Annotated in this window: 18 protein-coding genes; 17 read left to right on the plus strand and 1 reads right to left on the minus strand. The window is 53.0% G+C overall.

Annotation, left to right across the window (positions count from 1 at the left end; all coding sequences use genetic code 11):
- Positions 1-24: 24 nt before the first annotated feature.
- Positions 25-1,155, minus strand: a complete 1,131-nt coding sequence (locus ACFPQ4_RS14325; protein ID WP_378112555.1) for a virulence factor — start codon at positions 1,153-1,155, stop codon at positions 25-27.
- 188 nt (positions 1,156-1,343) lie between these two features.
- Here ACFPQ4_RS14325 and ACFPQ4_RS14330 point away from each other — a divergent pair, with 188 nt between their 5' ends.
- From ACFPQ4_RS14330 to ACFPQ4_RS14410, 17 genes are all read left to right on the plus strand, one after another.
- On the plus strand, positions 1,344-3,257 hold the full coding sequence (locus ACFPQ4_RS14330; protein ID WP_378112556.1) for a cellulase family glycosylhydrolase: 1,914 nt from the start codon (positions 1,344-1,346) through the stop codon (positions 3,255-3,257).
- Positions 3,258-3,320: 63 nt separating this feature from the next.
- The gene (locus ACFPQ4_RS14335) at positions 3,321-4,514 is read left to right on the plus strand and encodes a peroxiredoxin family protein (RefSeq protein ID WP_378112557.1); all 1,194 of its coding nucleotides are present in this window, start codon (positions 3,321-3,323) and stop codon (positions 4,512-4,514) included.
- A gap of 116 nt (positions 4,515-4,630) precedes the next feature.
- Positions 4,631-5,599 carry an MBL fold metallo-hydrolase gene (locus ACFPQ4_RS14340; RefSeq protein ID WP_378112558.1) on the plus strand — a complete coding sequence of 323 codons (969 nt, stop codon included), beginning with the start codon at positions 4,631-4,633 and terminating at the stop codon, positions 5,597-5,599.
- A complete protein-coding gene (locus tag ACFPQ4_RS14345) occupies positions 5,596-7,218 on the plus strand; it encodes an ABC-F family ATP-binding cassette domain-containing protein (protein WP_378112559.1) in 1,623 nt (540 codons plus the stop codon). Before ACFPQ4_RS14340 ends, ACFPQ4_RS14345 begins: the two co-directional genes overlap by 4 nt.
- A 143-nt stretch (positions 7,219-7,361) precedes the next feature.
- Positions 7,362-7,835 (plus strand): collagen-like protein, encoded by a 474-nt coding sequence (locus ACFPQ4_RS14350; protein WP_378112560.1) that lies wholly within the window; start codon positions 7,362-7,364, stop codon positions 7,833-7,835.
- Positions 7,836-7,937: 102 nt separating this feature from the next.
- Positions 7,938-8,801, plus strand: coding sequence for a cation diffusion facilitator family transporter (locus tag ACFPQ4_RS14355; protein WP_378112561.1), 864 nt, complete (start codon positions 7,938-7,940; stop codon positions 8,799-8,801).
- Between the two features lie 280 nt (positions 8,802-9,081).
- On the plus strand, positions 9,082-10,257 hold the full coding sequence (locus ACFPQ4_RS14360) for a C40 family peptidase (protein ID WP_378112583.1): 1,176 nt from the start codon (positions 9,082-9,084) through the stop codon (positions 10,255-10,257).
- A gap of 317 nt (positions 10,258-10,574) precedes the next feature.
- Positions 10,575-12,152, plus strand: a complete 1,578-nt coding sequence (locus tag ACFPQ4_RS14365) for a response regulator (RefSeq protein ID WP_378112562.1) — start codon at positions 10,575-10,577, stop codon at positions 12,150-12,152.
- A 16-nt stretch (positions 12,153-12,168) separates the two neighbouring features.
- Positions 12,169-13,950, plus strand: a complete 1,782-nt coding sequence (locus ACFPQ4_RS14370) for a sensor histidine kinase (RefSeq protein ID WP_378112563.1) — start codon at positions 12,169-12,171, stop codon at positions 13,948-13,950.
- Positions 13,951-14,119: 169 nt separating this feature from the next.
- On the plus strand, positions 14,120-15,799 hold the full coding sequence (locus tag ACFPQ4_RS14375; RefSeq protein WP_378112584.1) for a type 2 periplasmic-binding domain-containing protein: 1,680 nt from the start codon (positions 14,120-14,122) through the stop codon (positions 15,797-15,799).
- A 108-nt stretch (positions 15,800-15,907) separates the two neighbouring features.
- On the plus strand, positions 15,908-16,882 hold the full coding sequence (locus ACFPQ4_RS14380; protein ID WP_378112564.1) for an ABC transporter permease: 975 nt from the start codon (positions 15,908-15,910) through the stop codon (positions 16,880-16,882).
- A 14-nt stretch (positions 16,883-16,896) separates the two neighbouring features.
- The gene (locus tag ACFPQ4_RS14385) at positions 16,897-17,829 is read left to right on the plus strand and encodes a carbohydrate ABC transporter permease (protein ID WP_378112565.1); all 933 of its coding nucleotides are present in this window, start codon (positions 16,897-16,899) and stop codon (positions 17,827-17,829) included.
- 63 nt (positions 17,830-17,892) lie between these two features.
- Positions 17,893-18,882 (plus strand): endo-1,4-beta-xylanase, encoded by a 990-nt coding sequence (locus ACFPQ4_RS14390; protein ID WP_378112566.1) that lies wholly within the window; start codon positions 17,893-17,895, stop codon positions 18,880-18,882.
- A 53-nt stretch (positions 18,883-18,935) separates the two neighbouring features.
- Positions 18,936-20,966, plus strand: coding sequence for an alpha-glucuronidase family glycosyl hydrolase (locus ACFPQ4_RS14395; RefSeq protein ID WP_378112567.1), 2,031 nt, complete (start codon positions 18,936-18,938; stop codon positions 20,964-20,966).
- A gap of 102 nt (positions 20,967-21,068) precedes the next feature.
- Positions 21,069-22,841, plus strand: coding sequence for a cache domain-containing sensor histidine kinase (locus ACFPQ4_RS14400; RefSeq protein ID WP_378112568.1), 1,773 nt, complete (start codon positions 21,069-21,071; stop codon positions 22,839-22,841).
- Positions 22,838-23,638: a response regulator transcription factor gene (locus tag ACFPQ4_RS14405; RefSeq protein ID WP_378112569.1), complete on the plus strand. Its 801-nt coding sequence runs from the start codon at positions 22,838-22,840 to the stop codon at positions 23,636-23,638. The genes ACFPQ4_RS14400 and ACFPQ4_RS14405 overlap by 4 nt, the downstream gene beginning before the upstream one ends.
- A 57-nt stretch (positions 23,639-23,695) precedes the next feature.
- Entirely contained in the window at positions 23,696-24,994 is a 1,299-nt protein-coding gene (locus tag ACFPQ4_RS14410; protein ID WP_378112570.1) for an extracellular solute-binding protein, read from the plus strand.
- Positions 24,995-25,135 lie beyond the last annotated feature (141 nt).

Below are 25,135 nucleotides of genomic sequence, written 5' to 3' on the forward strand. Positions count from 1 at the left end.
CTGCGTCGGTTCTCGGATCGCCTGTTAGCCTTGCTCTCTCATTCTCGTCATTTGCTGCCAGACCGATCCGGCGGCTTCTTCTCCGCGCTCGATTCGCGCGACGGCCATCTCGGCTTGCAGCTTCACCTCGAACTCCGTCTCGCTGCCCGCCGCAGCCCGGAGCGCTTCGAGCGCCGTGTCGTCCCCGGCTTCGTACAGGAATCGCGCGGCACGCCAACGGACTAGCTTATTGCTGTCGCCGAGCGCATGGACCATCGGTCCGATCGCAGCCGGGTCGCCCATGTCGGACAGCGTATCCCCGGCGGTGCGGCGAACGGAGCCGGAGTTGTCACGCAGTGCCTCGAACAAATACGGCATCGTCTCCGGCGTGCGCAGATCGCCCAGATAGACGACGGCTAAACGCCTAACGGATAACTGGCTGTCATGCAGCGCTTTCGCGATGACGGGCAAATCGTCCGGCGTCGGCTTAAGCCGCTCCAGCGCGGCGTACCGCTCGCGCCAGTCGGCGGAATCGAGCGCCAGCAGCACTTCGGCGCCGGACAACGGGGCGGGCGGCGCCGGCGGAGGCGCTTCCGGTCCCGCGGCGATCGCTTGCGCGACAAGGTCTTGCAAGCGCGCGGGCGAATAGGCCGCGTCGAGCTCGCGCGTAATTTCGTCGAGCACCTCTTGCGGCTCTCCGTAACGAACCCCGAGTTCCTCCAGCTTACGCTCCCGGATCATCGTGGCTCCCGCCGCATCGGTAACGGCTTGCGAGAATCGCTCCGGCATCGCGGCGCGGAACTCCTGACCGCCGCTCTTCACGCGGATTTGCATCGGGATGCCGCGGAACATTTGTATGCGCACGACCGCTTCGCCGAAGCCGTCGGCTTCGAGCCCGGAGCTGACGACGCCTTCTCCCGCGGCGCCGAACGCTTCGCGTATGCCGTCTAGAATGGCTGCCCAATCGGCATTGCCTTTTCGGTCGATCGCCAAGAAGTCCGACGCATGGAAAACGGCTTTGACGCCGGATACCTCGAGCAGCTTTGCGATTAGCGGCGGCGCGCTCGCGATTTTATCGGGCACGTAATTGTGCCATACTCCGCCGTCAAGCCGAACGTCGACGTTCAGCTTCATCGTGTTCGGGCTTGGGGTAGGTTCGATGGATAACAATTTCATGGGAAAAGACCCCGCTTTCATGAAAGAGATATAAGGGCTAAGGTGTATTTTGTCCCTATTATAGGGTTTCTAGTTGATTCGTCTAGTGTTAAGTTTATATCGCTTTGCGCGATCGTTATTTCCATTATCCACGTAATCGTCCTCTGATCGCAATAGGGACGTCCGATCGACGGGAGGAGACGGCGGCTATGAAACGGGTTTTGTCCAAGAGAGCGCCAGCGATAATAACCATTGGAAGTCTGATACTTGCCATATTCGCGTTTAGTGCGCCTTTACAAGCGGAAGGGGTTAAAAATAACATGCAGCAGGTAGTTGAGGCGATGCAGCCAGGCTGGAACCTAGGGAATACGTTCGACGCTACCGGAACGGAAACGTCTTGGGGCAACCCGGCGGTGACGCAACAGTTAATCAAGGCGATCGCGGCGCAAGGCTATCATAGCGTTCGCATGCCGATTACGTGGAATCAGCGGTTGGGCAGCGGGCCGGATTATACGATCGACGAGACGTTCATGCAAAGGATCGAAGAGATCGTCGGGTGGTGTCTCGACGAGAACCTCTACGTCATAATCAATTTGCATCATGATTCGAACTGGATAGGCAAGATGGAATCCGATCATGACGCCGTACTCGCCAAATACAACGCGGTATGGAAGCAGATAGCAGCGCGTTTCAAAAATACCTCCGATAAGCTCTTGTTCGAGAGCGTCAACGAACCGCGGTTTTCCGAAGATTGGGGCAAAGATTCTCCCGTCTACTTCGATATGCTGGGGGAGCTTAACGAATCGTTTTATTATATCGTGCGTAAATCCGGCGGCGTCAACGGGCATCGGCCGTTGGTTCTCCCGACGATTACCGCTAGCCCTTCGCAAGCGAGATTGGACGAATTGTACAACACGATGACCAAGCTCGACGATCCTAATTTGATCGCGACGATCCATTATTACGGCTTCTATCCGTTCAGCGTCAACGTCGCGGGAAACGTCTCGTTCGACGAGACGGCGAAGCGGGATGTCGAGCAAACCTTCGATCGCGCGTACGATACGTTCGTCGAACGGGGCATTCCCGTCATCGTCGGCGAATTCGGGCTGCTCGGCTTCGATAAATTCGTCGATACGATCGAACACGGGGAAGTCCTGAAGTATCTGGAGTATCTCACGTACTACGGACAGCAGAAGAAGCTGACGCTTATGTTGTGGGATAACGGACAGCATTTCGACCGCAACGCGCTACAGTGGCACAATCCGGATTTCTACGAGGTGATGAGCGCGGGCTTGAGCGGGAGATCTTCGAATGCGGAGTCGGATTCCGTCTATATCAGGCAAGGCGATGAAAACAAAGATGCGTCGCTTCGGCTGAATCTGAACGGCAATGCGCTGGTCGAGATCCGAGCAGGCGATCGCGTGTTGAAGGCTGGTATCGATTACGAGTTTAACGGCGACCGGTTGAACTTGAAATCCGACTTGTTGAAAACGCTCGTGACCGAGCAATTGGGCGACAACGCCGTTCTAACCTGCGTTTTTTCATCGGGAGCGAATTGGAGTATTCACGTAATCCATTACGCGGTTCCGACGCTTAGCGGCGCCAAAGGCATTCGATCTTCATTCGATATCCCGACGCAATTTAACGGCGACCGCTTGACGACGATGGAAGCCCTGTACGCGACAGGCGGCAATGCGGGACCCGACGATTGGACGCCGTATAAGGAATTCGGCAAAGCGTTCCTGCCGAAGCGCGAGTCGAATCTCGTTACGCTGCCGAGCGCTTTCTTCGATCAGGTCAAAGACGGCGAAGTGTTGCTCAGGCTGCATTTTGGGAGCGGCAACGTAATCGAATATAAATTGACGATCGAAGGAAACCAAGTGACGGGAACGGCGAAGGATGACGAGGTTGCACCAACGGCGTCGGCGGTGCCGACGGATGACGAACCGGATTCGCCGTCTGTCCTTCCGTCGGCCGATCCGCCCGTATCGGATGCCGGAACCGGCAGCGACGCGAAAACATCGAACGATAACGTGCTCGGCTACTTGCTCGATGGAATCGTCGCCTCGGCCGCAGTTGTGCTGTTGACCGTTGCCATGCGGAAGCGGTGGCGGTCCCGTTAAGTTCAAGCTCGTCTTGCCCGTATGCTATAATCTGGGCAACGATGGAGTGGGGGACGAACGCGGATGTACACGTTTCAAATCGGCTCGTTAGTTTTGAACGGACAATTGCTCTTATATATTGGTTTCGGATTATTCGGTTATTTGGCGCTTCGGTATATGTTGCATAGGCGAGGCGCGGAGGGAGCTTCTGGTTTGCTCGAGTCCGCCGGGCCTGCTTTCGTGCTTTGGCTTGCCGTGTGGAAGCTTAGCCCGATCATGGTCGATTATAAGATCACGATCGGCAACGTAAGCTCGCTCCTATTTTTGGACGGCGGCGCGATGGGCCAATTGCTTGCGGCGATCGCCGTCTTGGTGTTCGCGGTTTACCGGGCTAACCGCAAAGGCTGGTCTCTTCCGATACTAGCGCAATCGCTCGCCGTCTATATCGCAGGAGGCACGATCTACTATCAGGCGGCGTTGCTATTCATTCGACTCGATCCTCCAGCCTATGCGGCGCTTGCGCTTATTTGGTCGGCGGCTTTTGCGTCACACGCGATTTGGCGCAAGCAGACGGAAAACCCGGCAACAGCAAGCGCGATCTTCCTGATCGGAATGGCGCTTATTGCTGTTACGTCCGATCATCGGCTGACGCTCTTCCTGTCGCTGAGCACTTCGCAGCTGTTCTACCTCGCGCTTGCGCTATGGATCCCCAACGTCACCCCATCTCCGCAGCACCGTCTACGCCGAGCGATTATTCCAATCCTCGTAATCGGAGCATTATCCTTTTCCGTATACGATTCGACGATCGACCAATCTAAGCACTCATCCCTAGGGCAAGCCGCGGGAACCGCAACGGGTTTGCATCGCCATCAACTCGCCCCCGATTTCACGGTACAAGACTTGCAAGGCAACGAAGTGCGGCTGTCCGATTATCGCGGGCGCAAAGTAATCGTTAATTTCTGGGCGTCCTGGTGTCCGCCATGCCGGGCGGAAATGCCGCATATGCAGCGGTTTTACGAGAAACATGATGGGAAGGACGACGTTGTCATTCTCAGCGTTAATCTAGCATCGCTCGAGCATTCCAAAAATGCCGCAGGGCAATTCGCGGCCAAGCATGGCCTGACGTTCCCGATTACTAGCGACGTGAAGGGTACCGTGCTCGACCTATACAACGTAAGAGCTTACCCGACCACCTACGTCCTCGATGAACGCGGGGTAACGGAGGATATTATCGTCGGCCCGATGACGACGGATTTCATGGAAACGTTGCTTAGATAAACCTCCGCGACGCCTGCCCATATACCCAAAAAAAGGAGGCGGGAAGCGCGTAATATTGGTACATTATTAGGTTTCCTGCTATAGTATGAGGAGAGATCATCATCGGGGGGATTTCATTGCGAAGACGCTTCGGTAACTTGGATTCCACCTTTGCCGGCAAAGCATCGTTGGATCAATTCGACCGTTGGCGCGAGGATCGACTCCGCAAGTTCCGGAACAAGGGTTATGGCAACGTCGTACCCAATGTCGCTCCAGATCTTCGTTATTTGCAGCACAATCGCAACGAGCCTTCCGTCACTTGGATCGGTCATTCTACTTTCTTGATTCAGATGGCGGGATTGAATATCGTAGCCGACCCGGTATGGGCAAGGCGCATGGCGTTTCGCAAACGAATGGCGCCGCCGGGCATCGAATTGTCGGACATGCCGTCCGTCGATGTCGTCCTGATCTCCCACTCGCATTACGATCACCTTCATATCTCTTCTTTGCGAAGGCTCAGAGGACCGAAGAAGATGATCGTGCCGGCTGGATTAAAGCGCAAGCTGCTGCTTCGCGGCTTCCTGCAGACGCAGGAAATGCACTGGTGGGAAGATACGGCGCATCACGGCGTGAAATTTACTTTCGTACCCGCGCAACATTGGACGCGCCGCAATCCGTGGGACATGAATACGTCCCATTGGGGCGGCTGGGTCATGGAGTCCGATCATGGACCGACGATCTACTTCGCCGGGGACAGCGGATATTTTCGCGGGTTCTCGGAGATTGGCAGACGGTTCAAGATCGACGTAGCGCTGCTACCGATCGGGGCTTACGATCCCGAGTGGTTCATGGCTTCGCAGCACGTCAGTCCGGAGGAGGCGCTCCAAGCGTTCCTGGATTTGAAGGCGAAGTACTTCGTGCCCATGCATTACGGCGCGTTCAAGCTTTCCGACGATACGCCGATCGAAGCGTTGCAGCGGCTGGAAGTCGCCCGCAGACGGCTCGGCATCGAGGAAGATAAGATTTGCCTGCTAAGGCATGGCGAGACGATGAGATTCGACAGCAATAAACCAGATTATGAAGCGAAGGATGGATTAGACTCATGATTAGCGTATCCGGCATAAGCCTGCGATTCGGCAAACGCGCTCTATTTGAAGATGTTAACATCAAATTTACCCCAGGCAACTGTTACGGCCTGATCGGCGCTAACGGAGCCGGCAAGTCGACGTTCCTCAAAATTTTGTCCGGCGAAGTGGAGCAATCCACGGGCGAAGTCCATATCACTCCGGGCGAGAGATTGGCAGTATTGAAGCAGAACCATTACGAATACGACGAATTCAAAGTGCTCGAAACCGTTATTATGGGCTACGATCGCCTGTATAAGGTCATGAAGGAGAAAGACGCGATTTATTTGAAAGAAGACTTCTCCGACGAAGACGGTATGCGCGCGGGCGAACTTGAAGCGGAATTCGCCGAGATGAACGGCTGGGAAGCCGAGAGCGAAGCGGCGGGCATGTTGAACGGCCTCGGCATTACGACCGAGCTGCACGATAAGAAGATGGCGGAGCTTAGCGGTAACGAGAAAGTCCGCGTATTGCTCGCGCAAGCATTGTTCGGGGACCCGAACATCCTGCTGCTCGATGAGCCTACCAACCATTTGGACCTAGAGTCCATCAACTGGCTGGAAGACTTCTTGTCCCGTTACGAAGGCACCGTTATCGTCGTATCCCATGACCGTCACTTCCTGAACCAAGTATGTACGCATATCGCCGATATCGACTTCGGCAAAATCCAAATGTACGTAGGTAACTACGACTTCTGGTACGAGTCCAGCCAATTGGCGATGAGACTCCTGCGCGACCAGAACAAGAAGAAGGAAGACAAGATCAAGGAGCTGCAGGAGTTCGTTCAGCGGTTCTCCGCGAACAAATCCAAGGCGAAGCAAGCGACGAGCCGTAAGAAGCTCCTCGACAAAATTTCGCTCGATGATATTCGTCCTTCGAACCGCAAGTATCCGTTCATCAACTTCAAGCCGGAGCGCGAGGTCGGTAAGCAAGTCGTAACCGTAGAAAACCTTACCGTGTCTATCGAAGGCGAGAAAGTGCTCGATTCCATCAACTTCGTCGTTAACAAAGGCGACAAGATCGCGCTGGTCGGTCCTTACGGACATTCGAAGACGGCGTTGTTCCAAGCGCTCGTCGGCGAACGCGAGCCGGATTCCGGTTCCATCACGTGGGGCGTCACGGCGACGCACTCTTACTTCCCGAAAGACAACTCCGCTTACTTCGAGGGCGTGGAAATGAACCTGGCGGAATGGCTGCGCCAATATTCTAAAGATCCGGACGAATCGTTCATCCGCGGCTTCCTCGGCCGGATGCTCTTCTCCGGTGACGAAGCGCTTAAGAAGGCTTCCGTTATTTCCGGGGGCGAGAAAGTTCGTTGTATGCTGTCCCGCATGATGCTGACGAACGGCAACGTGCTGCTTCTCGACGAACCGACGAACCATCTCGACCTCGAATCGATTACGGCGCTCAACAACGGGCTCATCGAGTTCGACGGTCCGATCATCTTCACGTCGCATGACCATCAGTTCATGCAGACGATCGCGAACCGGATCATTGAAATTACGCCGAACGGCGTCATTGACCGGATGATGACGTTCGATGAATATTTGGATCATCCGGAAGTGAAAGAGCTTCGCGCAAGATACTTGCCCGTGCAATAAAATCGCAAATCCCTGTCCGCGTCCATGCGGACGGGGATTTTTTTGCTCTTAGCGATCCATCGGCAAAAAAAAGGCTGTAGCCCAAGCGAGAACTCCGCTCCTGCATAGGATGAATCAGCCTAGAATAAAGGAGCGAAAGTACAATGGGATTTTTTCCAATGCCGGGCCCGGGAGGCGGGTTTCCGGGCGGAGGCTTTCCAGGTGGCCCTGGAGGAGGATTTCCGGGCGGAGGATTTCCAGGTGGTCCGGGTGGTGGATTTCCAGGTGGTCCGGGAGGAGGTTTTCCGGGTGGTGGATTTCCGGGAGGTCCCGGAGGCGGGTTTCCGGGTAGTCCGGGAGGACCGGGTGGACCGGGCGGACAGGGGCAAGCGCCGACAGCTCCCCCGCCGCAATTCACGCCGCAAATGCCGTCGGTCGGCACATTTGCCGTTGATCCCGGAGGGATACGCTTCTGCCTCTTCCGCAACACTTACGTATGGATGAATAACGGAGAACAGTTCTGGTATTTTCCGACGTTCGTCGGACCGACGTCGGTCGCAGGATTTAGATGGTTCGGTTTCTTCTGGGGGTTCTTCGGAGTAGATTTGACACGCATACGTTCTTACACGTGTTTTTAAGCAACGAGCTGACGACGGTACTCGATATCGGCGTCAGCTTTTTATACATATTGGTTACGCTATGGAGGCTGGGTACATAAGCGCCGGCTGGAGGGGACTCTGTTGGACGTATACGGGGATATCAAAAAGGGCGAGAAAGGCGCGCTTATTAGCATAGGCGCGTATTTGGTATTGTCCGCGGCAAAGCTGACGGCCGGATGGCTGTACGATTCCGAGGCGCTTGTCGCGGACGGCTTTAACAACGTAACGGATATTATCGCCTCGGTCGCGGTGCTGATCGGCTTGCGTATTTCCCGTAGGCCTCCGGATCAGAACCATCCGTACGGACATTTGCGAGCGGAGACGATCGCGGCTTTGCTCGCGTCGTTCATTATGGCGACCGTCGGCTTACAAGTGCTGCTCGCAACGGTTCGAAGCCTATGGCACGGAGAGCTTGTTTCTCCGGGTATGCACGCAGGCTGGATCGCGATCGCTTCCGCGGCGATCATGTTCGGCATTTACTCTTATAACGTTCGCCTTGCCCGCCGAATTCGCAACCAAGCGCTTATGGCCGCCGCGCAGGACAATCGCTCGGACGCGTTCGTCAGCATAGGCGCCGCCGTCGGGATCTTCGGCTCTCGGTTCGGGCTGCCGTGGTTAGACGCCGTTGCGGCGATTGCCGTCGGTTGCATCATCCTGCGAACCGCTTGGACGATATTTGTCGGGGCGACCGAGGCGCTTACGGACGGCTTCGACGTTCAGCAGCTGATGAGCTTGCGGGCTACCGTCGAACGTACCGAGGGCGTGAGATCGATTCAAGTCATTCGCGCCCGCATTCATGGGAGCAGCGTGCTCGTCGACATGATCATAACCGTCGATCCATCGCTTTCGCTTTTTGAAAGCCATCAAATTTGCGACTTGATCGAGCAGCGGATGAAGCGTAAGCACGACATAATGAACGTACAGGTGCATGTCGAGCCGGATTAACGGCAAGTATCGCAAGTTCGTACCGCCTAACGGCGGTTTTTTTGTTGCCAAATTGTGCCTTGTGGTAGGCGTTCAACCCATTGATACGCCAGAATTCCCATACCATGTGCCTAGGACTTCCATGGAACTGTTTGCCCATACAGGAAAGACGTCTGGTATTGGCGTACGATGGATGCGCGACCAACTCGAACTATAATAACTTTGGGGAAGAACTTTCCTACGACAACATGTGCATAAGGGAGCGATCGAAGTGAGACGGGGATTATTGATCGTGATAGCAATGCTTACAATGCTTATGGCCGTGCCTGCGTTCGCGGCGGCAGCAACGGCAACGGCGGGAAGCACGGCGGATATCGTCGCATCGGTTAGTTTTCGAAGCGGGCCAAGCACGTCTTCAACCGTATTGAAGTACTTGAAGGCAGGGGAGAAAGTAACGATCGTCGAGACGGTTAACTCCTATTGGTATAAAGTCAAAGAGAGCCAAGGCAATATCGGATATATTTCTTCTAGCGAAACCTACGTGGACGTGAAAGAGCAACCCGTATCGACGGGTAACGCTGTCATCGTCGCTTCCGTGTCGTTCCGCACGGAGCCTTCCACGAGCGGCGGGCGAATTAGATTTTTGCAGAAGGACGAGCCGGTGACGATCACGAGCCAAGTGAACGGTTATTGGTACGCGGTAACGGATAAGAACGGCGTATCGGGTTACGTCAGCACGTCGGACCAATACGTTAAAGTGACGGGGCAGATCACACCGCCTATCACGGTTCCAACGGGCAACGCGGTCATCGTCGCTTCCGTATCGTTCCGCAAGGAGCCGTCGACGAGCGGCGAGCGGATGAGATTTTTGCAGAAGGACGAGCCAATTACGATTACAAGCAAAGTAAACAGCTACTGGTACGCGGTAACGGATAAAGACGGAGTGTCAGGTTACGTCAGCACGTCGGATGAGTACGTCAAAGTGACGGGAACCATCCCGACGCCGAAGCCGGATCCAACGCCAAGCGTGCCGGTTTCCCAGCAAGTCGAGTCGGTTATCGCGGCGGGCATGAAGTATCTCGGCACGCCATACGAATTCGGCTCCAGCCGGAATACGACGACGACGTTCGACTGCTCTGATTTCGTGCGTCAGGCGTTCAAAGACGCGCTAGGCGTCGTATTGCCGGCAGACTCCCGCCAACAAGGCGCATACGTGCGCGAACGGAGCTCGGTAACGACGGACTGGCATTCGCTGAAGCGCGGAGACTTGCTCTTCTTCATGGATTATAAAGGTTCAGGCGCTTCTAACTATGCGGACAAAGACCCGTTCGGCGAGACGATTAGACACGTGGGCATTTACCTCGGCAACGGACAGATGCTGCACACGTACTCCACCGAATCCGGCGGAGTCCGCGTCAGCGACATTGCAGGCACCCAATGGGAGAATCGCTTCTTGTTCGGAGGCAGCGCCCTGTAAAATCAAAAGCTTGCGTATTCGCCAGATTGAGGTGAAACGCGAGCTTTTTGTTGTCAAATCCACTTAAACAAAGACTCTTCCTAGATATGCCTCACAACGACTCCCGACAAACTAGCCAATCGGCTAACAAGCGCATGCCGGGAATTTCGCTATCCGCATGATCTATCAGGCATGTGACGGATTCGCACGGGATAATCTAAGTATTCCTAAGCACAAGGTAAACATTTCTAAGTGTTAATCGAATCGGCGATGCGGTAAAATGGAGTACATTCTTTATTTGATTGATTTGAAAGCGATTACAATCGCTGGAGGTGCGCATGAAAACAATCATTTTGGTCGACGACGAAATTTTTGCGCGAAAAGGATTGCTTGCGCTCATTCCATGGCATGCACTAGGCTACGAAATTATCGGCGAGGCGGACGACGGAGAAGAAGCATTGAAGCTCATAGATCAGCTTCGGCCCGACGTTGTCGTTACGGATATTCGTATGCCCGTTATGGACGGCTTGAAGCTGATCAGCACCGTGCGCGAGCGGGCGGGCAACAAACCTAAATTTATCATCATTAGCGGATATAGCGACTTTAAATACGCGCAGCTGGCCGTTCGTTTCGGCGTGCAGGACTTCATCCTGAAGCCGATCGACGAGGATGAGATGATGCTGGCTTTGAACAGGATCAAAGCGTTGCTGGAAAAAGAGCAAAGCGAGCTCGAAGCTTCGCGCATCGAACTCGATGCCCCGTTGCTCGATAAATGGTCTTCGGGCAAAGTAGACGAAGAGGAGCTTGAAGCTTCCGCCCGAGCGTTCGGTATCCAACCCGAAGATGAATATTGCTGTATTCTCATCGAGCGCAATAACATCGGATTCGGTAGGGAAAGGGAAATAACCGCCTTGGAGCAGATGGGCGCCTTTAAGCGGATGTTCCACGATGCGATCGCTCCCGAACGGAAAGCGATGATCTTCGATATCGGGTTGTCTACATTCGGATTGCTTTCGGCGTCCGGTAAGCCGAGTGGATCTGCGGAAGAATGGGAATCGTTCGCCGGCAAGCTGCTATGGACGTCGCCGCAAGAAGTGCGGGCGAACTTGCGCATCTATATCGGCAAGCCAGGATTAGGGGCCGCTGGAGTAGCTGAATCTTATCGGACGGCGAAAGAAGCCGTGCAGTATAAATACGCGTTGGACGGACAATCCGTCATCTCGTACGACCAAGTTTCCCAGGAACAGCTTAGCTATAAGCAGACCGATGCGAAGCTTAGCGCCGAGTTGATGGAATATATCGAGGAAGCTAACGAACCTGCCATGATGGCGGCAATCGACAAGCTGTTCGATACGTTCCGCCAAGAGCGGTTCGCCCCCGAGTCTGTGCAAGCGTCAATCGCGCAGTGCGTGCTCGGCATCACGAAGATCGTACGGGAGATCGAGGGCAACGAGAACGATCTCGTGTCGTTGAAAGCGATGATGCAATGGAATAAAGAACCGATGACGTTATCGGGAGTCAAAAACATGATCGTCGCGTTCGTTATGGAAGGCGCAGCCTACATTACGGATAAGCGTAAAAACCGGGCCAAAGGCAGCATCCAAAAAGTTAAGCAATACATCGAGACGCACTTTCACGAGAATATGAGCCTCAAGAGCATTTCCAAGACGTTTTATATGAATCCGGTCTATTTGGGACAGCTTTTCAAGAAGACGTACGGGGCATACTTCAACGACTATTTGCTTGAAATCCGCATACAGGAAGCTAAGAAGCTGCTCAGACAAACGGATCTTAAAGTGTACGAAGTCGCCGAGCGCGTCGGCTTCTGCAACCCGGACTACTTCGTGACGCAATTCGAGAAAGTCGAGCATAAGACGCCGACCGAATATAAGAACAGTCTCCTCACAAAAAACTAAGCGACGGGGTTAAGCGATGTTTGCCAACTGGAGAAACAAATTAAGCTTGAACAACGTCAGGCTTCGCAACAAAATGCTGATCGTCTACTTTTTGTCGGTGTTCGTACCGGTCATTCTTACGAACGTAATCTTCTACGACATTACGACTAGCAATGTGAAGAAACAGAAGATGCGCGACATCTCGCTTGCGATCGAACAGGTCCGTAACGATTTAGCGGCGCAATTCGATACGATGGCGGGCATCTCTGCCGTTTTATACAGCGATACATTGCTAAATCAGTATTTGGATCTGCATTATGACCTGGCGGCAGACTATGTCGAGAATTATAACAGCTATATTTCCCGTACCTTGGAAAAGTACAGTCCGGTCTATCAAGCCATCCAAGCGATAACTTTATATACGGAGAATGACAGCATTATTTACGGCGGGCACATTTTGCCGATTACGGATCAATTACGCGGGACGAGCTGGTATAAATACATGGTGAACCAACCTACCGCAGGCATATTGGTCGATAAGATCGCGCCGGACTATCCGGGCATTCCGGAATCCGTGTTTAGCTTCGTCCGTGAAGTAAGAGACACGTCAGTAGCGAACAGCCCGAGAAAATTCATGAAGATAGACGTCAGTTACGGCTTGATCCAACAAATCATGAGCGACGTAACCCTCGAAGGCGATATGTACTTGCTAGACGGGGACCGAATCATGTTCACGACGAATCCGGACATCGATTTGAGCAAAGAAAACCGTTATTCGGACGTGTCGTTACCGAATAATACGCTACTCATGGACTATAATCTCGGCAGCCAATCCGAAAGTGCCGGCAGCCAATCGTACTTGAAGGAATGGCGGCTTGTGGGCGCATTCCAAGAGCGGTTCGTGTTGCACGAAGTGCGCAAGTCCAAAGAATTCGTTCTCTACATGGCGATACCCAACCTCGTCATTCCGACTCTTGTCATCATATGGTTCACGCGATCGCTTAACGTTCGTCTCATTCGTATTCTGAAGCAGGTCAAGCGGGTGAAGAACCATTCCTTCGAGACGATCGTACAACAGCCTTCCAAGGACGAAGTCGGTCAACTGGCCGAGGAGTTCAACCGCATGACGCTGCAAGTCAAAAGCTTGATCGACGACGTATACGTAGCCGACATTCAGAAGAAGTCGCTCGAGCTCGAGCGGCGAAAGGCACAATTCAATGCGCTGCAAAGTCAGATCAATCCGCATTTCTTGTTCAACGCGCTGGAGACGATCCGCATGCGCAGCTTGATCAAGAACGAGACGGAAACGAGCAAGATCATTCACAATATGGCGAAAATATTCCGTACGTCGCTGACATGGAACAAAGACCGGGTAACCATTAGCGAAGAGATGGAGTTTATCGTCTGTTTCCTCGAAATCCAGAAATATCGGTTCGAGGACAGGCTGAACTATCATCTGAATATCGATCCCGCGGCTCAACGCTGCCTCGTTCCCAAGATGATGTTCTTGCCGTTCGTGGAGAACGCTTGCATTCACGGCATTGAGTTGCTCAAATCCGGAGGCCGGATCGAAGTCGTTATCGAACGGCAAAAGGACGAGCTGCTGTTCGAAATCCGCGATAACGGCATTGGCATGGACGAAGAGAAAGTAAAGCGCTTCTATAGTTATTTGGAGAGCGAGGAAGTCATCGGGGAAAGGATCGGCGTGCAAAACGTCATCTATCGACTCAAGCTTATCTATGGTGACAAGTTCCGCCTGTTAATCGAGAGCGCCCCGGGACAGGGGACCTATATCAGCTTGAGGATTCCTGTAGAATGATCCGAATACGTACTATGCTTTTCAAAGTATGGACTATAGTTTATCGGGTAAACAAAGAGGGTAGATCCTTTTATAATGATAATGAAAGTGCTTACAAATATAATGTATCAGCGAAAGGGGTTCGAATCGATTGGCAAAGAAACTGTTATTTGGCACCTTGGCCGCTATGATGGTGTTCACGGCTGCCTGCTCTAAGAGCAACGATAACAACGGTAACAACGCTTCGCCTAGCGCAACCGGAAGCGCACCTGCATCGACGGAAAGCGCGCCTGCATCTGAATCTGCAAAACCGCTTGATAAAGTAACGTTTTCCTTCTTCAACGGCGTAGCAAACGCACCGGACGTGAACACGAACGAGACGACAATCGGTAAAATCCTCGAGGATCAAACGGGCGTCAACTTCAAAATTGAACACTTGGTGGGTGACCTGAAAGCGAAGATCGGTACGATGATCGCTTCCAACGACTATCCGGACGTAATCGACCCGGATGCCGGTATCGACCAATTGCTTGACGCAGGCGCGTACATCGACCTGACTAAGTATTTCAACAACGACCAATATCCGAACCTCAATAAAGTATACGGTCCTTATCTGAGCCAAATGAAAGCCGCGGACGGCAAAATTTACATTATTCCGTTCTCCAACGTCGTTAACCAATTCCAACCGGATCCGAACATCAACCAAGGCGCGTTCTGGATCCAACGCCGCGTGTTGAAAGAAGCGGGCTATCCGAAGATCAAAACATTGGATGAGTACACGAAGCTGATTGAAGATTTCGTCGCTAAACACAAAGACGAAGGTTTGACCGGACTTATAACACTGACGCATGACTGGAGATTCTTCGCAACCTCCAACGTGCCGATGCACCTGGACGGCTATCCGAACGACGGTAACGTCGAAGTCAACATGACTACGTTCGATGCTAAAACGTATGCAGCTTCCGACTCCACGAAGCGTTGGTTGCAAAAATTGAACGACCTCAACGCTAAAGGCTTGTTCGACAAAGCTTCCTTCGTAGACAACTACGACCAATATCTTGCTAAGCTTTCTTCCAAAAAAGTCGTCGGCTTCTTCGACTACGGCTGGCAAACGGGCAATGCCCGCAACCTGCTGACCGACGCGGCAAGACAAGATCCGACGCAAGACGATTTCGTATACCAGCCAATGCCGCTTACTTGGGACGGTAGCAAAGACCAATTGCTTGACCCTCCAGGCTTCGTTAAAAACCGCGGTATCGGTATTAGCGTAAGCGCTAAAGATCCAGACCGCATTATGGCGTACTGGGATAACCTGCTCAAGGAAGAGAACCAAATCCTTAGAAGCTGGGGTATCAAAGGCGAAACTTACGACGTTGACGCGAATGGCCGCTTCTTCCGTACGGCGGATATGATTAAGAAAATCGACGAGCCGTTCAACCTGAGCTTCGGCTTCAGATACTACGCTTGGGATTGGCCGCAATGGGGCACGAACTCGACGTTGTCCGACGGCAACGCGCTTGCGCCGGGCTTCCAGCCGGAAGTGTTCCAAATGAGCTTGACTGATGCAGATAAAGCGATCCTCGACAAATACGGCGTTAAAACGTATGCCGACCTGTTTGCTAAACCGGACGACCGCGTATGGTACCCTGCATGGGGTATTCCGAAAGCGCAAGGCTCGCCTGAACAAATTTGGGAAACGTCGAAAGACGAACTCACGAAGAAGTACTTCCCTAAACTCGTGCTCGCGAAACCAGCGGACTTCGACAAAGTATGGGGCGACTACTTGGCCGAGTTCGGCAAGCTTGACACTGCAGGCTACGAGAAGTGGTACACGGAACAAATCAAAGCCGCTATCGAAGCTGCTAAGTAATCCATTATAAGTTGTAAGCGAAAGGCCGGCTTATACGTGCTGTTGGCTCGCATAAGCCGCCTTTCGCTTATTCCATTAGCTAGGAACCGTCCGGAAGGAGAATGAATTATGGGGAGCAACATCGAATCTGCAACGTCTTCCATGGCGTCTGATCTAAAGCCGACGGGACTGAAGCTTTTCTTCAAGAAACTCGTGCAACAACGGATGCTAGTCATTATGTCCGTTCCTTTTCTTATTTGGCTCTTTCTTTTCAAATATTTGCCGTTATGGGGCTGGACGACGGCCTTTCAAAAATACAGACCGGCCAAAAGTTTCTCCGAACAAGAATGGGTCGGATGGGATCAATTCAAGTTTCTGTTCCACGACGAGCGGTTCGTGCGCGTATTAAGAAATACGCTTGCGCAGAGCACGATCAATCTCGCTCTTGGCTTTATTACCGCTATAACCCTCGCGCTCTTGCTCAACGAATTGCGCGGAATGTTGTTTAAGCGCGTCGTACAGACGGTTACTTACATGCCGCATTTCCTTTCCTGGGTCGTAGCCGCCGGTATTATTCAAGCGACGCTAGCTCCAGACGGCATTATCAACCTATTGATGATTAAATTAGGTATGATCGAGAAAGGCCAAGAATTATTGTTCCTCGGCATTCCGAAAGACTTCTGGACCATATTAGGACTTGGAACCGTATGGAAAGACCTCGGGTGGAATACGATTGTGTACTTGGCTGCGATGGCAACGATTGATCCAGCGCAGTACGAAGCTGCGGAAATGGACGGAGCGGGGCGTTTCAGACGGATGTGGAACGTTACGTTGCCAGGTATCAAATCGGTTATCGTCGTTTTGCTTATTCTGAACATCGGTAATTTGATGGAATCGGGATTCGAGGCGCAATACCTGCTTAAAAACGGTATGAACATCGATTATTCCGAAAACATTGATATATTCGTACTAACGTACGGTATTAACCAAAGCAACTTCTCCCTGGCCGTCGCGGCAGGCATGTTTAAAAGTCTCGTAAGCATCGTGTTGCTGTTTATCGCGAATAGTATCGCGAAGCGCGCAGGCGAGAGCAGACTGTTCTAAAGGAGGACTACCGGATGGCAAATTTAGCCAATGGAACGGCGCCTAAGAAGCTTGTTCGCAGGAACGCTTCGTTAGGAGACCGGATTTTCGATACATTCAATATTACTTTCCTTTCCTTGCTGATGCTCGTCACTCTGTATCCTTTTTTGAACACCCTCGCTTTATCGTTGAACCAGGCGATGGATTCGATCAGGGGCGGCATCTATATATGGCCGAGACACTTGTCGCTTGAAAACTACAAATACGTGTTCAATCAAAATACGATTTTCCATGCGACGTTGATTTCGATTCTTCGCCTCGTCATCGGCTCGGTAATGACCGTCTTCTGTTCGGCGATGGTCGCGTATACGATCAGCCGGCAAGATTTCGTGCTGCGAAAGTTCATCACGATCGCTTTCGTCTTGACCGCGTATATTAACCCGGGTCTTATCCCGAACTTCTTGAACATTCGCGATTTAGGCTTGATCGACAGCTTCTGGGTTTATATTTGGCCGGGCTTGATCGGGGTGTTCAACCTCATTCTTATCCGTTCCTTCATCGACGGGCTTCCGGAAAGCATACTGGAGTCCGGTAAAATCGACGGTGCGGGAGAATTCAGAACGTTCTTCAACATCGTCCTGCCGCTTTGTCTCCCCGTTCTTGCGACGGTAGCGTTGTTCACGGCAGTGTATCAATGGAACTCCTGGCTGGACGTGTTCTTGTACAACTCGTCGAATATTAATCTCAGTACGCTCCAATACGAGCTGCAAAAAATTCTTCAGAACTCAAGCGCCTCATCGTCTGCGGCCAGCGCGTTCTCTAACCCGGACGCGGCGGCCAACGCGGTTACGCCTCTCGCGGTACGCGCGACGATGACGATCGTAGCTTCGGTACCGATGATCGTCATGTATCCTTTCTTGCAGAAGTATTTCGTCAAAGGGATGACGGTAGGCGGCGTAAAAGGCTAATAACGAATAATGAGCTGCCGATGAACTTCTATCGGCAGTCTTGTTTTAATGGGGGAAAATGGAATGACGAAGCTGTATGAAGCTTTCGAGGGGGCATTCGACATCGGAGCCGCCGTGAATCCCCGTACGCTTGCGCAAGCGGGAAGCTTGATTGCCGCTCAATACAACAGTTTGACGGCGGAGAACGAAATGAAATTCGCCAGGGTCCATCCTTCGGAGGATAAGTATATGTTCGACGATGCGGATACGATCGTTAAGTTCGCGCGGGAGCACGGCAAGAGAATGCGGGGGCATACGCTTGTCTGGCATAACCAAACGACGGATTGGGTGTTCCAAGGTCGAGACGGGGGCTTGGCCGACCGTGAGACGCTGTTGTCGCGGATGAAGTCGCATATCGATACGGTCGTAAAGCGCTACAAGGACGATATTTACTGCTGGGACGTCGTGAACGAAGCCGTCGCGGACGACGGCAACGAGCTGCTTCGCCGTTCTCCGTGGCTTGATATCGCGGGCGAGGATTTTATCGCCAAAGCGTTCGAATACGCGCATGAAGCCGATCCGAACGCTCTGTTGTTCTATAACGATTACAATGAATGCTCTCCGGTCAAACGAGAGCGCATCTATACGCTGGCCAAGTCATTGCTGGAGCGAGGAGTTCCGATTCACGGCATCGGGATGCAAGGGCATTGGGGCTTGACGTCGCCGACGCTGGACGAGATCAGGGTATCGATCGAACGCTACGCGGAGCTCGGTCTCAAGTTGCAAGTGACGGAGCTCGATCTGTCCGTGTTCGAATGGGATGATCGTCGCACGGACTTGAAGGCGCCGACGCCAAGCATGCTCGCGCTGCAAGAGGAAAGATACGAGCAAATATTCCGACTGTTTCTAGAATACCGCGAGGTTATTACGAGCGTCACGTTCTGGGGTGCCGCGGACGATTATACGTGGCTTGACAACTTCCCCGTCAAAGAAAGGAAAAACTGGCCGTTTCTATTCGACGGGCAGCATCAGCCGAAGGCCGCCTTCGGGAAAGTTGTCGGACTAAAAGGTTAAATTCGCAGGTTGTTGGCTGGCTAACGGATATTTTTACGCAGGGAGAGTTAGAGATGGTCAGTAAATCTTATAAGGCATGGCTGCAATACGAGAAAATCGAAACGGTCGGCATTCGCAACGCTTATATCAAGCAGCTTGGCAATATCGTATTGCCTGCGGAAATATCGGAGTTCGCGCCGGCGATTAGAGAGCTGAAGGTAGCCATCAGGGCGATGCTAGGCATCGAGCCTGTCGTCTCCGAGCGTCCGAGCAACCCTTCGTACTTCCGGATAGCAATGGCGTCCGGGGAAGAAGTTGAACAGCTTGGCTCTGAAGGTTACCGAATTCGCGCTTCGCGCGTAGATGCGGGAACGTGCCTCACGCTAGTCGGCGGCGGAACGTCCGGATTAATCTATGGCGTATTCCATTTGCTCCGGTTGATCGGAGCGAACGAACCGGTATCGGAGCTCGATATATGCGAGAAACCGGTTAGCCAACTGCGCATGCTGAACCAATGGGATAACGCAGACGGCAGCATCGAGCGCGGGTATGCGGGTCAATCGATCTTTTATCGGAACGGTCAAATTTCGGAGCGTTTGGATCGCGTGAGAGATTATGCGAGACTAGCGGCGTCCGTCGGCATTAACGGCATTTCGATTAACAACGTGAACGTTCACAAAACGGAGACGGCGTTCATTACGCCCGGCCTGCTGCCGGAAGTCGCCAAAGTCGCCGACGTGTTACGCGCTTACGGCATTCGCCTATACTTGAGCGTTAACTTCGCCGCTCCGATCCAAGTCGGCGGATTAGCGACCGCGGATCCGTTGGACGCTGCCGTTCAAGCCTGGTGGCAGGAGACCGCTAAGGCGATCTACGACTACATTCCGGATTTCGGCGGGTTCGTGGTCAAAGCCGATTCCGAGCATCGGCCCGGTCCGTTCACCTACGGGCGGGATCATGCGGACGGAGCGAACATGCTGGCCGACGCCTTGGCACCGTTCGGCGGAATTGTCATTTGGCGCTGCTTCGTCTATAATTGCATGCAGGATTGGCGTGATCGCACGACCGATCGCGCGCGCGCCGCTTACGATCATTTTACGCCGCTCGACGGAAGCTTTAAGGACAACGTGATCCTCCAAATCAAGAACGGTCCGATGGACTTCCAAGTGCGCGAGCCGGTATCGCCGCTGTTCGGCGCGATGACGAAGACGAATCAGATGATGGAATTCCAAGTGACGCAGGAGTATACGGGCCAGCAAAGGCATCTGTGCTATCTCGTGCCGCAGTGGAAGGAAGCGCTTGATTTCGATACGCACGCGCAAGGCGAAGGCTCCTACGTAAAACGGGTGGCGGACGGCAGCTTGTTCGGCGCCAAACATTCGGGATTCGCCGCCGTATCCAATATCGGAGACGACGACAACTGGACCGGACACACGCTCGCGCAAGCGAATCTATACGGCTATGGCCGTTTGATATGGAATCCCGAGCTGTCGGCGCAGCAAATCGCGGACGAGTGGATTAGGCAAACGTTCGGCAACGACGATCAAGTCATCAACGTCATCTCCCGCATGCTAATGGGATCATGGCAAACGTACGAGAATTATACGGCACCGCTGGGCGTCGGCTGGATGGTCGCGCCGAATCATCATTACGGACCGGATGTCGACGGCTACGAGTATTCGCGCTGGGGCACTTATCATTTCGCCGACCGCGACGGCATCGGCGTCGATCGCACGACGAATACCGGAACCGGCTATAGCGCGCAGTATCACGCGATCAACGCGGAAGTCTACGGCGACGCGGTTAAATGTCCGGACGAGCTGTTGTTATTTTTCCACCATGTTCCTTATACGCATCGGTTGCAATCGGGAAAGACGGTCATTCAGCACATTTACGACACGCACTTCGAGGGTGCCGAACAAGCCGATGATTTGCAGAAGCAATGGTTCGCGCTCGAAGGCTTGATCGATTCGGCCAGATACGGACACGTAAGAGAACGGCTACGGGAGCAAGCGCAACATGCCAAGCAATGGCGGGACATCATCAATACGTATTTCTATCGTAAATCCGGCATCCCGGATGCGCAGGGACGAACCATTTATTAAAAATGCTTAAGATGCAGGGGTGAAGATTCGTTCTTCATCCCTTTTTGACCGTTACATAGTAGATAAGGAATATACGCGACAAGGTGGAAAGGGGAATGAAAGATGTGGCGGAGATTAGCCAAGCTCAATTCTTTGCGTAATCAGATGCTGTTCGGATTCCTTCTCGTCATGATCGTTATTCTCGCTTTCGTCGGCGCGTTTACGTTCGACTCCGTCTCCTCGATGCTGAAGAACAACGCGGTCAAGCATATTCAACAGACCGCGGTGCAGGCTAACGGTAGGTTGGAGGGCATTCTGAAGCAGGTCGATTCGCTATCGACGCTCGTATCGACCAATACGTACGTGCAGAAGCTGCTCCTCAAAGAAACGATCGGGCAACCGGCTACTTTTACGGAGCGGCAGGCGCTGCCGCCTATCATCAATACGATCCAACTGTATTCGAGCGGCGTAAAGTCGGTAGAGTTGTACACGGGAGAACGCAGAAGGCTATTTCCTCTCGATGAGGTCCGCCTTGAAGAAAAAGTAAGCGAAGAGTGGATTCGCAAGGCGACGGAAGGAAAAGGCAGTATGATCTGGTTCGGCATCGATCCGACGGACCGGAACGCGCTCATCGCTATCCGGCAAGTCAGCTTGATCGACCAGAACTTCGCGACGGGAGGGTACTTGCTCGTTCGCACGGACCGCAACGTGTTCGCCTTCAACGAGCCGTTGTCGGAACAGAAGCAGCAAGAGACGATGCTGCTCGTCGGAGTGGACGGACAATTGCTCGCTTCCAATTCGGATCAGATTTCGGACGAAGAAGCGTTGACTCTGACGGGCACGGACAGGCAAACCGTGACCTTGCACAACCGAACCTACATAATGGTCAAGCAACGGTCGGAAGTGACCGGCTGGACGCTACTGATTTTGACCCCCATGAATGCGATTACGGAAGGCATCTCCGTCCTTCGCACGACGATTCTCGTATCCGCGGGCATCGGCACGATCCTATTCGTCTTGCTGTCGCTGCTGCTCTCGACGGTCATTACGAGGCCGATCTTGAAGCTGATCAAGACGATGCGCGGCGCTAGGTTAGGACAATTGAAGCCGGCGGAAATCGTGTCCTCCACGATCGAGATCAACGAGCTTAACCATACTTACAACAAGATGGTGGACAACATTAACGAGCTGATCCGGCTCGTGTACGAGAAAGAAATATTGCAGAGCCGAACGGAGCTGAAGGCTCTCCAGGCGCAAATTAACCCTCACTTTTTGTATAACACTCTAGAGGCATTATACTGGTCGCTGCAGGAGAAAGAAGAGGAAGAGTTGGCCGAATTCGTCGTGGCGATGTCCGATCTGTTCCGGTATACGATTACGGGACCGAATAAGACGGAATGGGTGACGCTGCGCGACGAGCTGGATCATATCGAGAAGTACTTGCTCATCATGAAGCTCAGATTCGGAGAACGACTTTCCTGGGTGATCGATTACCCGCATGAATTCGGCAAGGTCGAGCTGCCGAGGCTGCTCCTTCAGCCGTTCGTGGAGAACGCGATTTTGCATGGCGTGGAGAGCAAGATCGGACCTGGTACGGTCTCGTTAACGGTGGAGCGTTCCGCGGAGGGCGATAGCTTGATCGTAAACGTCGAGGACAACGGCGCGGGCATGGACGAAGAAACGATGCGGTTGCTGACGGAAGGGCTCGAGAACGATCAGGCGCAAATTCCGTCTTCCAAAAATTCGGGAATGGGCATTACGAACGTGGAGCGCAGAATGAGGCTGTTGTACGGGGATCAACAACCGGCGGTGGAACGCGTTGCCCTCCATAGCGTCAAGGATCAAGGGACAAGCGTGCGTATCCGAATACCGATGACTGGAGGCCCCCACCAATGAGAACAAAATCGATTTTGATCGTGGATGACGAACCGAGAACGCGGCAAGGGCTTAAGACGATGCTCGAAAAGTGGGGGGCGGGCCGATACCGGATCATGACGGCCGATAATGGGCAAGACGCGCTGCTTACGCTTGCGGAGACGGCGATCGACCTTATGATTACCGATATCCGTATGCCCGAGATCAGCGGGCTTAGTCTCGCCGCGCAAATCAAGGAGAACCCGGCATTGCATCAGCCGTCCATCATACTTATTTCCGGCTACGCCGAATTCGATTACGCGCAGCAAGCGATACAGCTAGGCGTCGTTAATTATTTGCTGAAACCCATAAGCAAAGACAAGCTGATCGAAGCCGTCGAACAGGCGCTGGAGGCGGGCGAGGAACGGAGCAGAGTCGGCATGATGCGCAAGTTCGTCGATCCGCAGTTGCTGGATTCGAACGTGAATAACGCGAACCTAAGCGAGTCGGTACGCGATGCGCTAACGTATATGGAAGAGCATATCGAACGCACGGTTACTTTGCGCGAAGTGGCGGACCATGTTCATTTGAACGCCAGTTACTTCAGCGTGCTGTTCAAGGAACAGCTAAAGATGACGTTCAGCGAATTCGTCGCGCGCACGAAGCTGCAAAAAGCGAAGGAAATGCTGTTGACGACCAAGCTTCCGATCTCGGAAATCGCCGAGCGCGTCGGTTATCAGACGGCGAAATATTTCAACAAAGTATTCAAGGAATACGAAGGGCAAAGTCCAGGGCAATATCGTTCCGGATTAACGGGCGAACCGTCGGATGTCCAGTAAGGTGCGAAAGAAAGCCATTCGTCGTATTTAATTCCCTTGAAAGGGGGTATTTAGTTCATGAGTAAAAAAACAACGAGCATTGTCGTACTCGCGCTCGTACTTGTGCTTACCGCATGCGAGGGAAGGAACAATAACGGCAACGCTGCTAAAGCCGATGAGAAGATTACGCTTAACATGATGCATTTATGGCCTGAAGGCACAAGCAAGCAACAATATAGGCTAGTTAATCAAATTATCGAAGAATATAAGGAAGTAAATCCAAACGTTACGATCAAAACGGAAATATTGGAAAACGAGCAATACAAAAGCAAACTGAAAATTCTCTCCGCGTCGAACAGCCTTCCGGATATCGGATTGACCTGGGCGGCAGGCTTCATAGAGCCGTACGTGAAAGGCAACATGTTCGCGCCGCTAGACGATTTGCTGCAAGGCGAGTTGAAAGACAAATTCGTGGCGGGAACGACGGAAGCCTATGCGTCGGAGGGCCAATCCTACGCGCTTCCGGTAGAACTCAACATCGTTCCGATTTACTACAACAAAGAAATTTTCGCCAAGTATAACCTTCAGCCGCCGCAAACGTTGGACGATCTGAAGTACATTATCGAGACGTTGAACGATAACGGAGTGACGCCGATCACGCTGGGCGGCAAAGACGCTTGGACGGCATCCTTCTGGTACATGTACCTGGCCGAGCGCATCGGCGGAGCCGACTTGCTCGATAAGTCGGTAGCTGGCAATACGTTCACCGATCCGCAACTGATCGAAGCGGCTAAGCAAATGCAAGAGCTGGTCGATAGGAACGCCTTCATCAAAGGGTTCAACGGGTTGTCCAACGACGAGGCGAGAGCCGAATTCAATAAAGGAAAAGCGGCCATGTACGCGATGGGAACGTGGGAAGTGCCGAACTTCACGACGAACCCCGACGTACCGCAAGCGTTCAAAGATAAAGTCGGCTTCTTTAAATTCCCGACCGTATCTGGCGGCAAAGGCGAGCTGAACGACTTCGTCGGCGGTCCCGGCGTAGGCTTGTTCATCTCCGAGAAATCCGCCCATAAGGAAGAAGCCAAGAAATTCGTCAGCTTCTTCGTTCAGAAGTGGGGGGAGCATTCCGTCGTAGACGCGGGCATTATCCCCGCGACGAAGGTCGATACTTCCGCGATCAAATTGCCGCAAATGTTCATCGACCTGCTTAACGAGCTTAGCGCGGCGAAGAAATTCACGCTGTACCTGGACGTGCAAATGAAACCGGTCGCTGCCCAGGAGCACTATAACCTGGTGCAAGCTTTGCTGGGCAAAGCCGTAACGCCGGAAGAATTCGCGCTGAAACAGGAAGAAGCTTTGAAGGCAGGCAAATAGGAGGGAAAGGACGTGGCGCGTTGAGGCTGCGTCCTTTCTTTATCGTAAGTTCTAGGGGGCTCGTAACCGAGGCACATTATCGGCATTACATGACATTACGTCCAAACAACAAAAATAGCGGCACGCTGTGCCGCTATCGGT

The sequence above is a fragment of the Cohnella yongneupensis genome (assembly GCF_042655785.1).
In the GTDB taxonomy this organism is placed as follows: Bacteria; Bacillota; Bacilli; order Paenibacillales; family Paenibacillaceae; genus Cohnella; species Cohnella yongneupensis.

What these genes read in the sequence shown, in the direction of transcription:
- ACFPQ4_RS14325 (WP_378112555.1), bottom strand. Translation starts at nt 1,155, where the DNA reads ATGAAATTGTTATCCATCGAACCTACCCCAAGCCCGAACACGATGAAG.
- ACFPQ4_RS14330 (WP_378112556.1), top strand. Translation starts at nt 1,344, where the DNA reads ATGAAACGGGTTTTGTCCAAGAGAGCGCCAGCGATAATAACCATTGGA.
- ACFPQ4_RS14335 (WP_378112557.1), top strand. Translation starts at nt 3,321, where the DNA reads ATGTACACGTTTCAAATCGGCTCGTTAGTTTTGAACGGACAATTGCTC.
- ACFPQ4_RS14345 (WP_378112559.1), top strand. Translation starts at nt 5,596, where the DNA reads ATGATTAGCGTATCCGGCATAAGCCTGCGATTCGGCAAACGCGCTCTA.
- ACFPQ4_RS14350 (WP_378112560.1), top strand. Translation starts at nt 7,362, where the DNA reads ATGGGATTTTTTCCAATGCCGGGCCCGGGAGGCGGGTTTCCGGGCGGA.
- ACFPQ4_RS14360 (WP_378112583.1), top strand. Translation starts at nt 9,082, where the DNA reads ATGCTTACAATGCTTATGGCCGTGCCTGCGTTCGCGGCGGCAGCAACG.
- ACFPQ4_RS14365 (WP_378112562.1), top strand. Translation starts at nt 10,575, where the DNA reads ATGAAAACAATCATTTTGGTCGACGACGAAATTTTTGCGCGAAAAGGA.
- ACFPQ4_RS14370 (WP_378112563.1), top strand. Translation starts at nt 12,169, where the DNA reads ATGTTTGCCAACTGGAGAAACAAATTAAGCTTGAACAACGTCAGGCTT.
- ACFPQ4_RS14375 (WP_378112584.1), top strand. Translation starts at nt 14,120, where the DNA reads ATGGTGTTCACGGCTGCCTGCTCTAAGAGCAACGATAACAACGGTAAC.
- ACFPQ4_RS14380 (WP_378112564.1), top strand. Translation starts at nt 15,908, where the DNA reads ATGGGGAGCAACATCGAATCTGCAACGTCTTCCATGGCGTCTGATCTA.
- ACFPQ4_RS14385 (WP_378112565.1), top strand. Translation starts at nt 16,897, where the DNA reads ATGGCAAATTTAGCCAATGGAACGGCGCCTAAGAAGCTTGTTCGCAGG.
- ACFPQ4_RS14390 (WP_378112566.1), top strand. Translation starts at nt 17,893, where the DNA reads ATGACGAAGCTGTATGAAGCTTTCGAGGGGGCATTCGACATCGGAGCC.
- ACFPQ4_RS14395 (WP_378112567.1), top strand. Translation starts at nt 18,936, where the DNA reads ATGGTCAGTAAATCTTATAAGGCATGGCTGCAATACGAGAAAATCGAA.
- ACFPQ4_RS14400 (WP_378112568.1), top strand. Translation starts at nt 21,069, where the DNA reads ATGTGGCGGAGATTAGCCAAGCTCAATTCTTTGCGTAATCAGATGCTG.
- ACFPQ4_RS14405 (WP_378112569.1), top strand. Translation starts at nt 22,838, where the DNA reads ATGAGAACAAAATCGATTTTGATCGTGGATGACGAACCGAGAACGCGG.
- ACFPQ4_RS14410 (WP_378112570.1), top strand. Translation starts at nt 23,696, where the DNA reads ATGAGTAAAAAAACAACGAGCATTGTCGTACTCGCGCTCGTACTTGTG.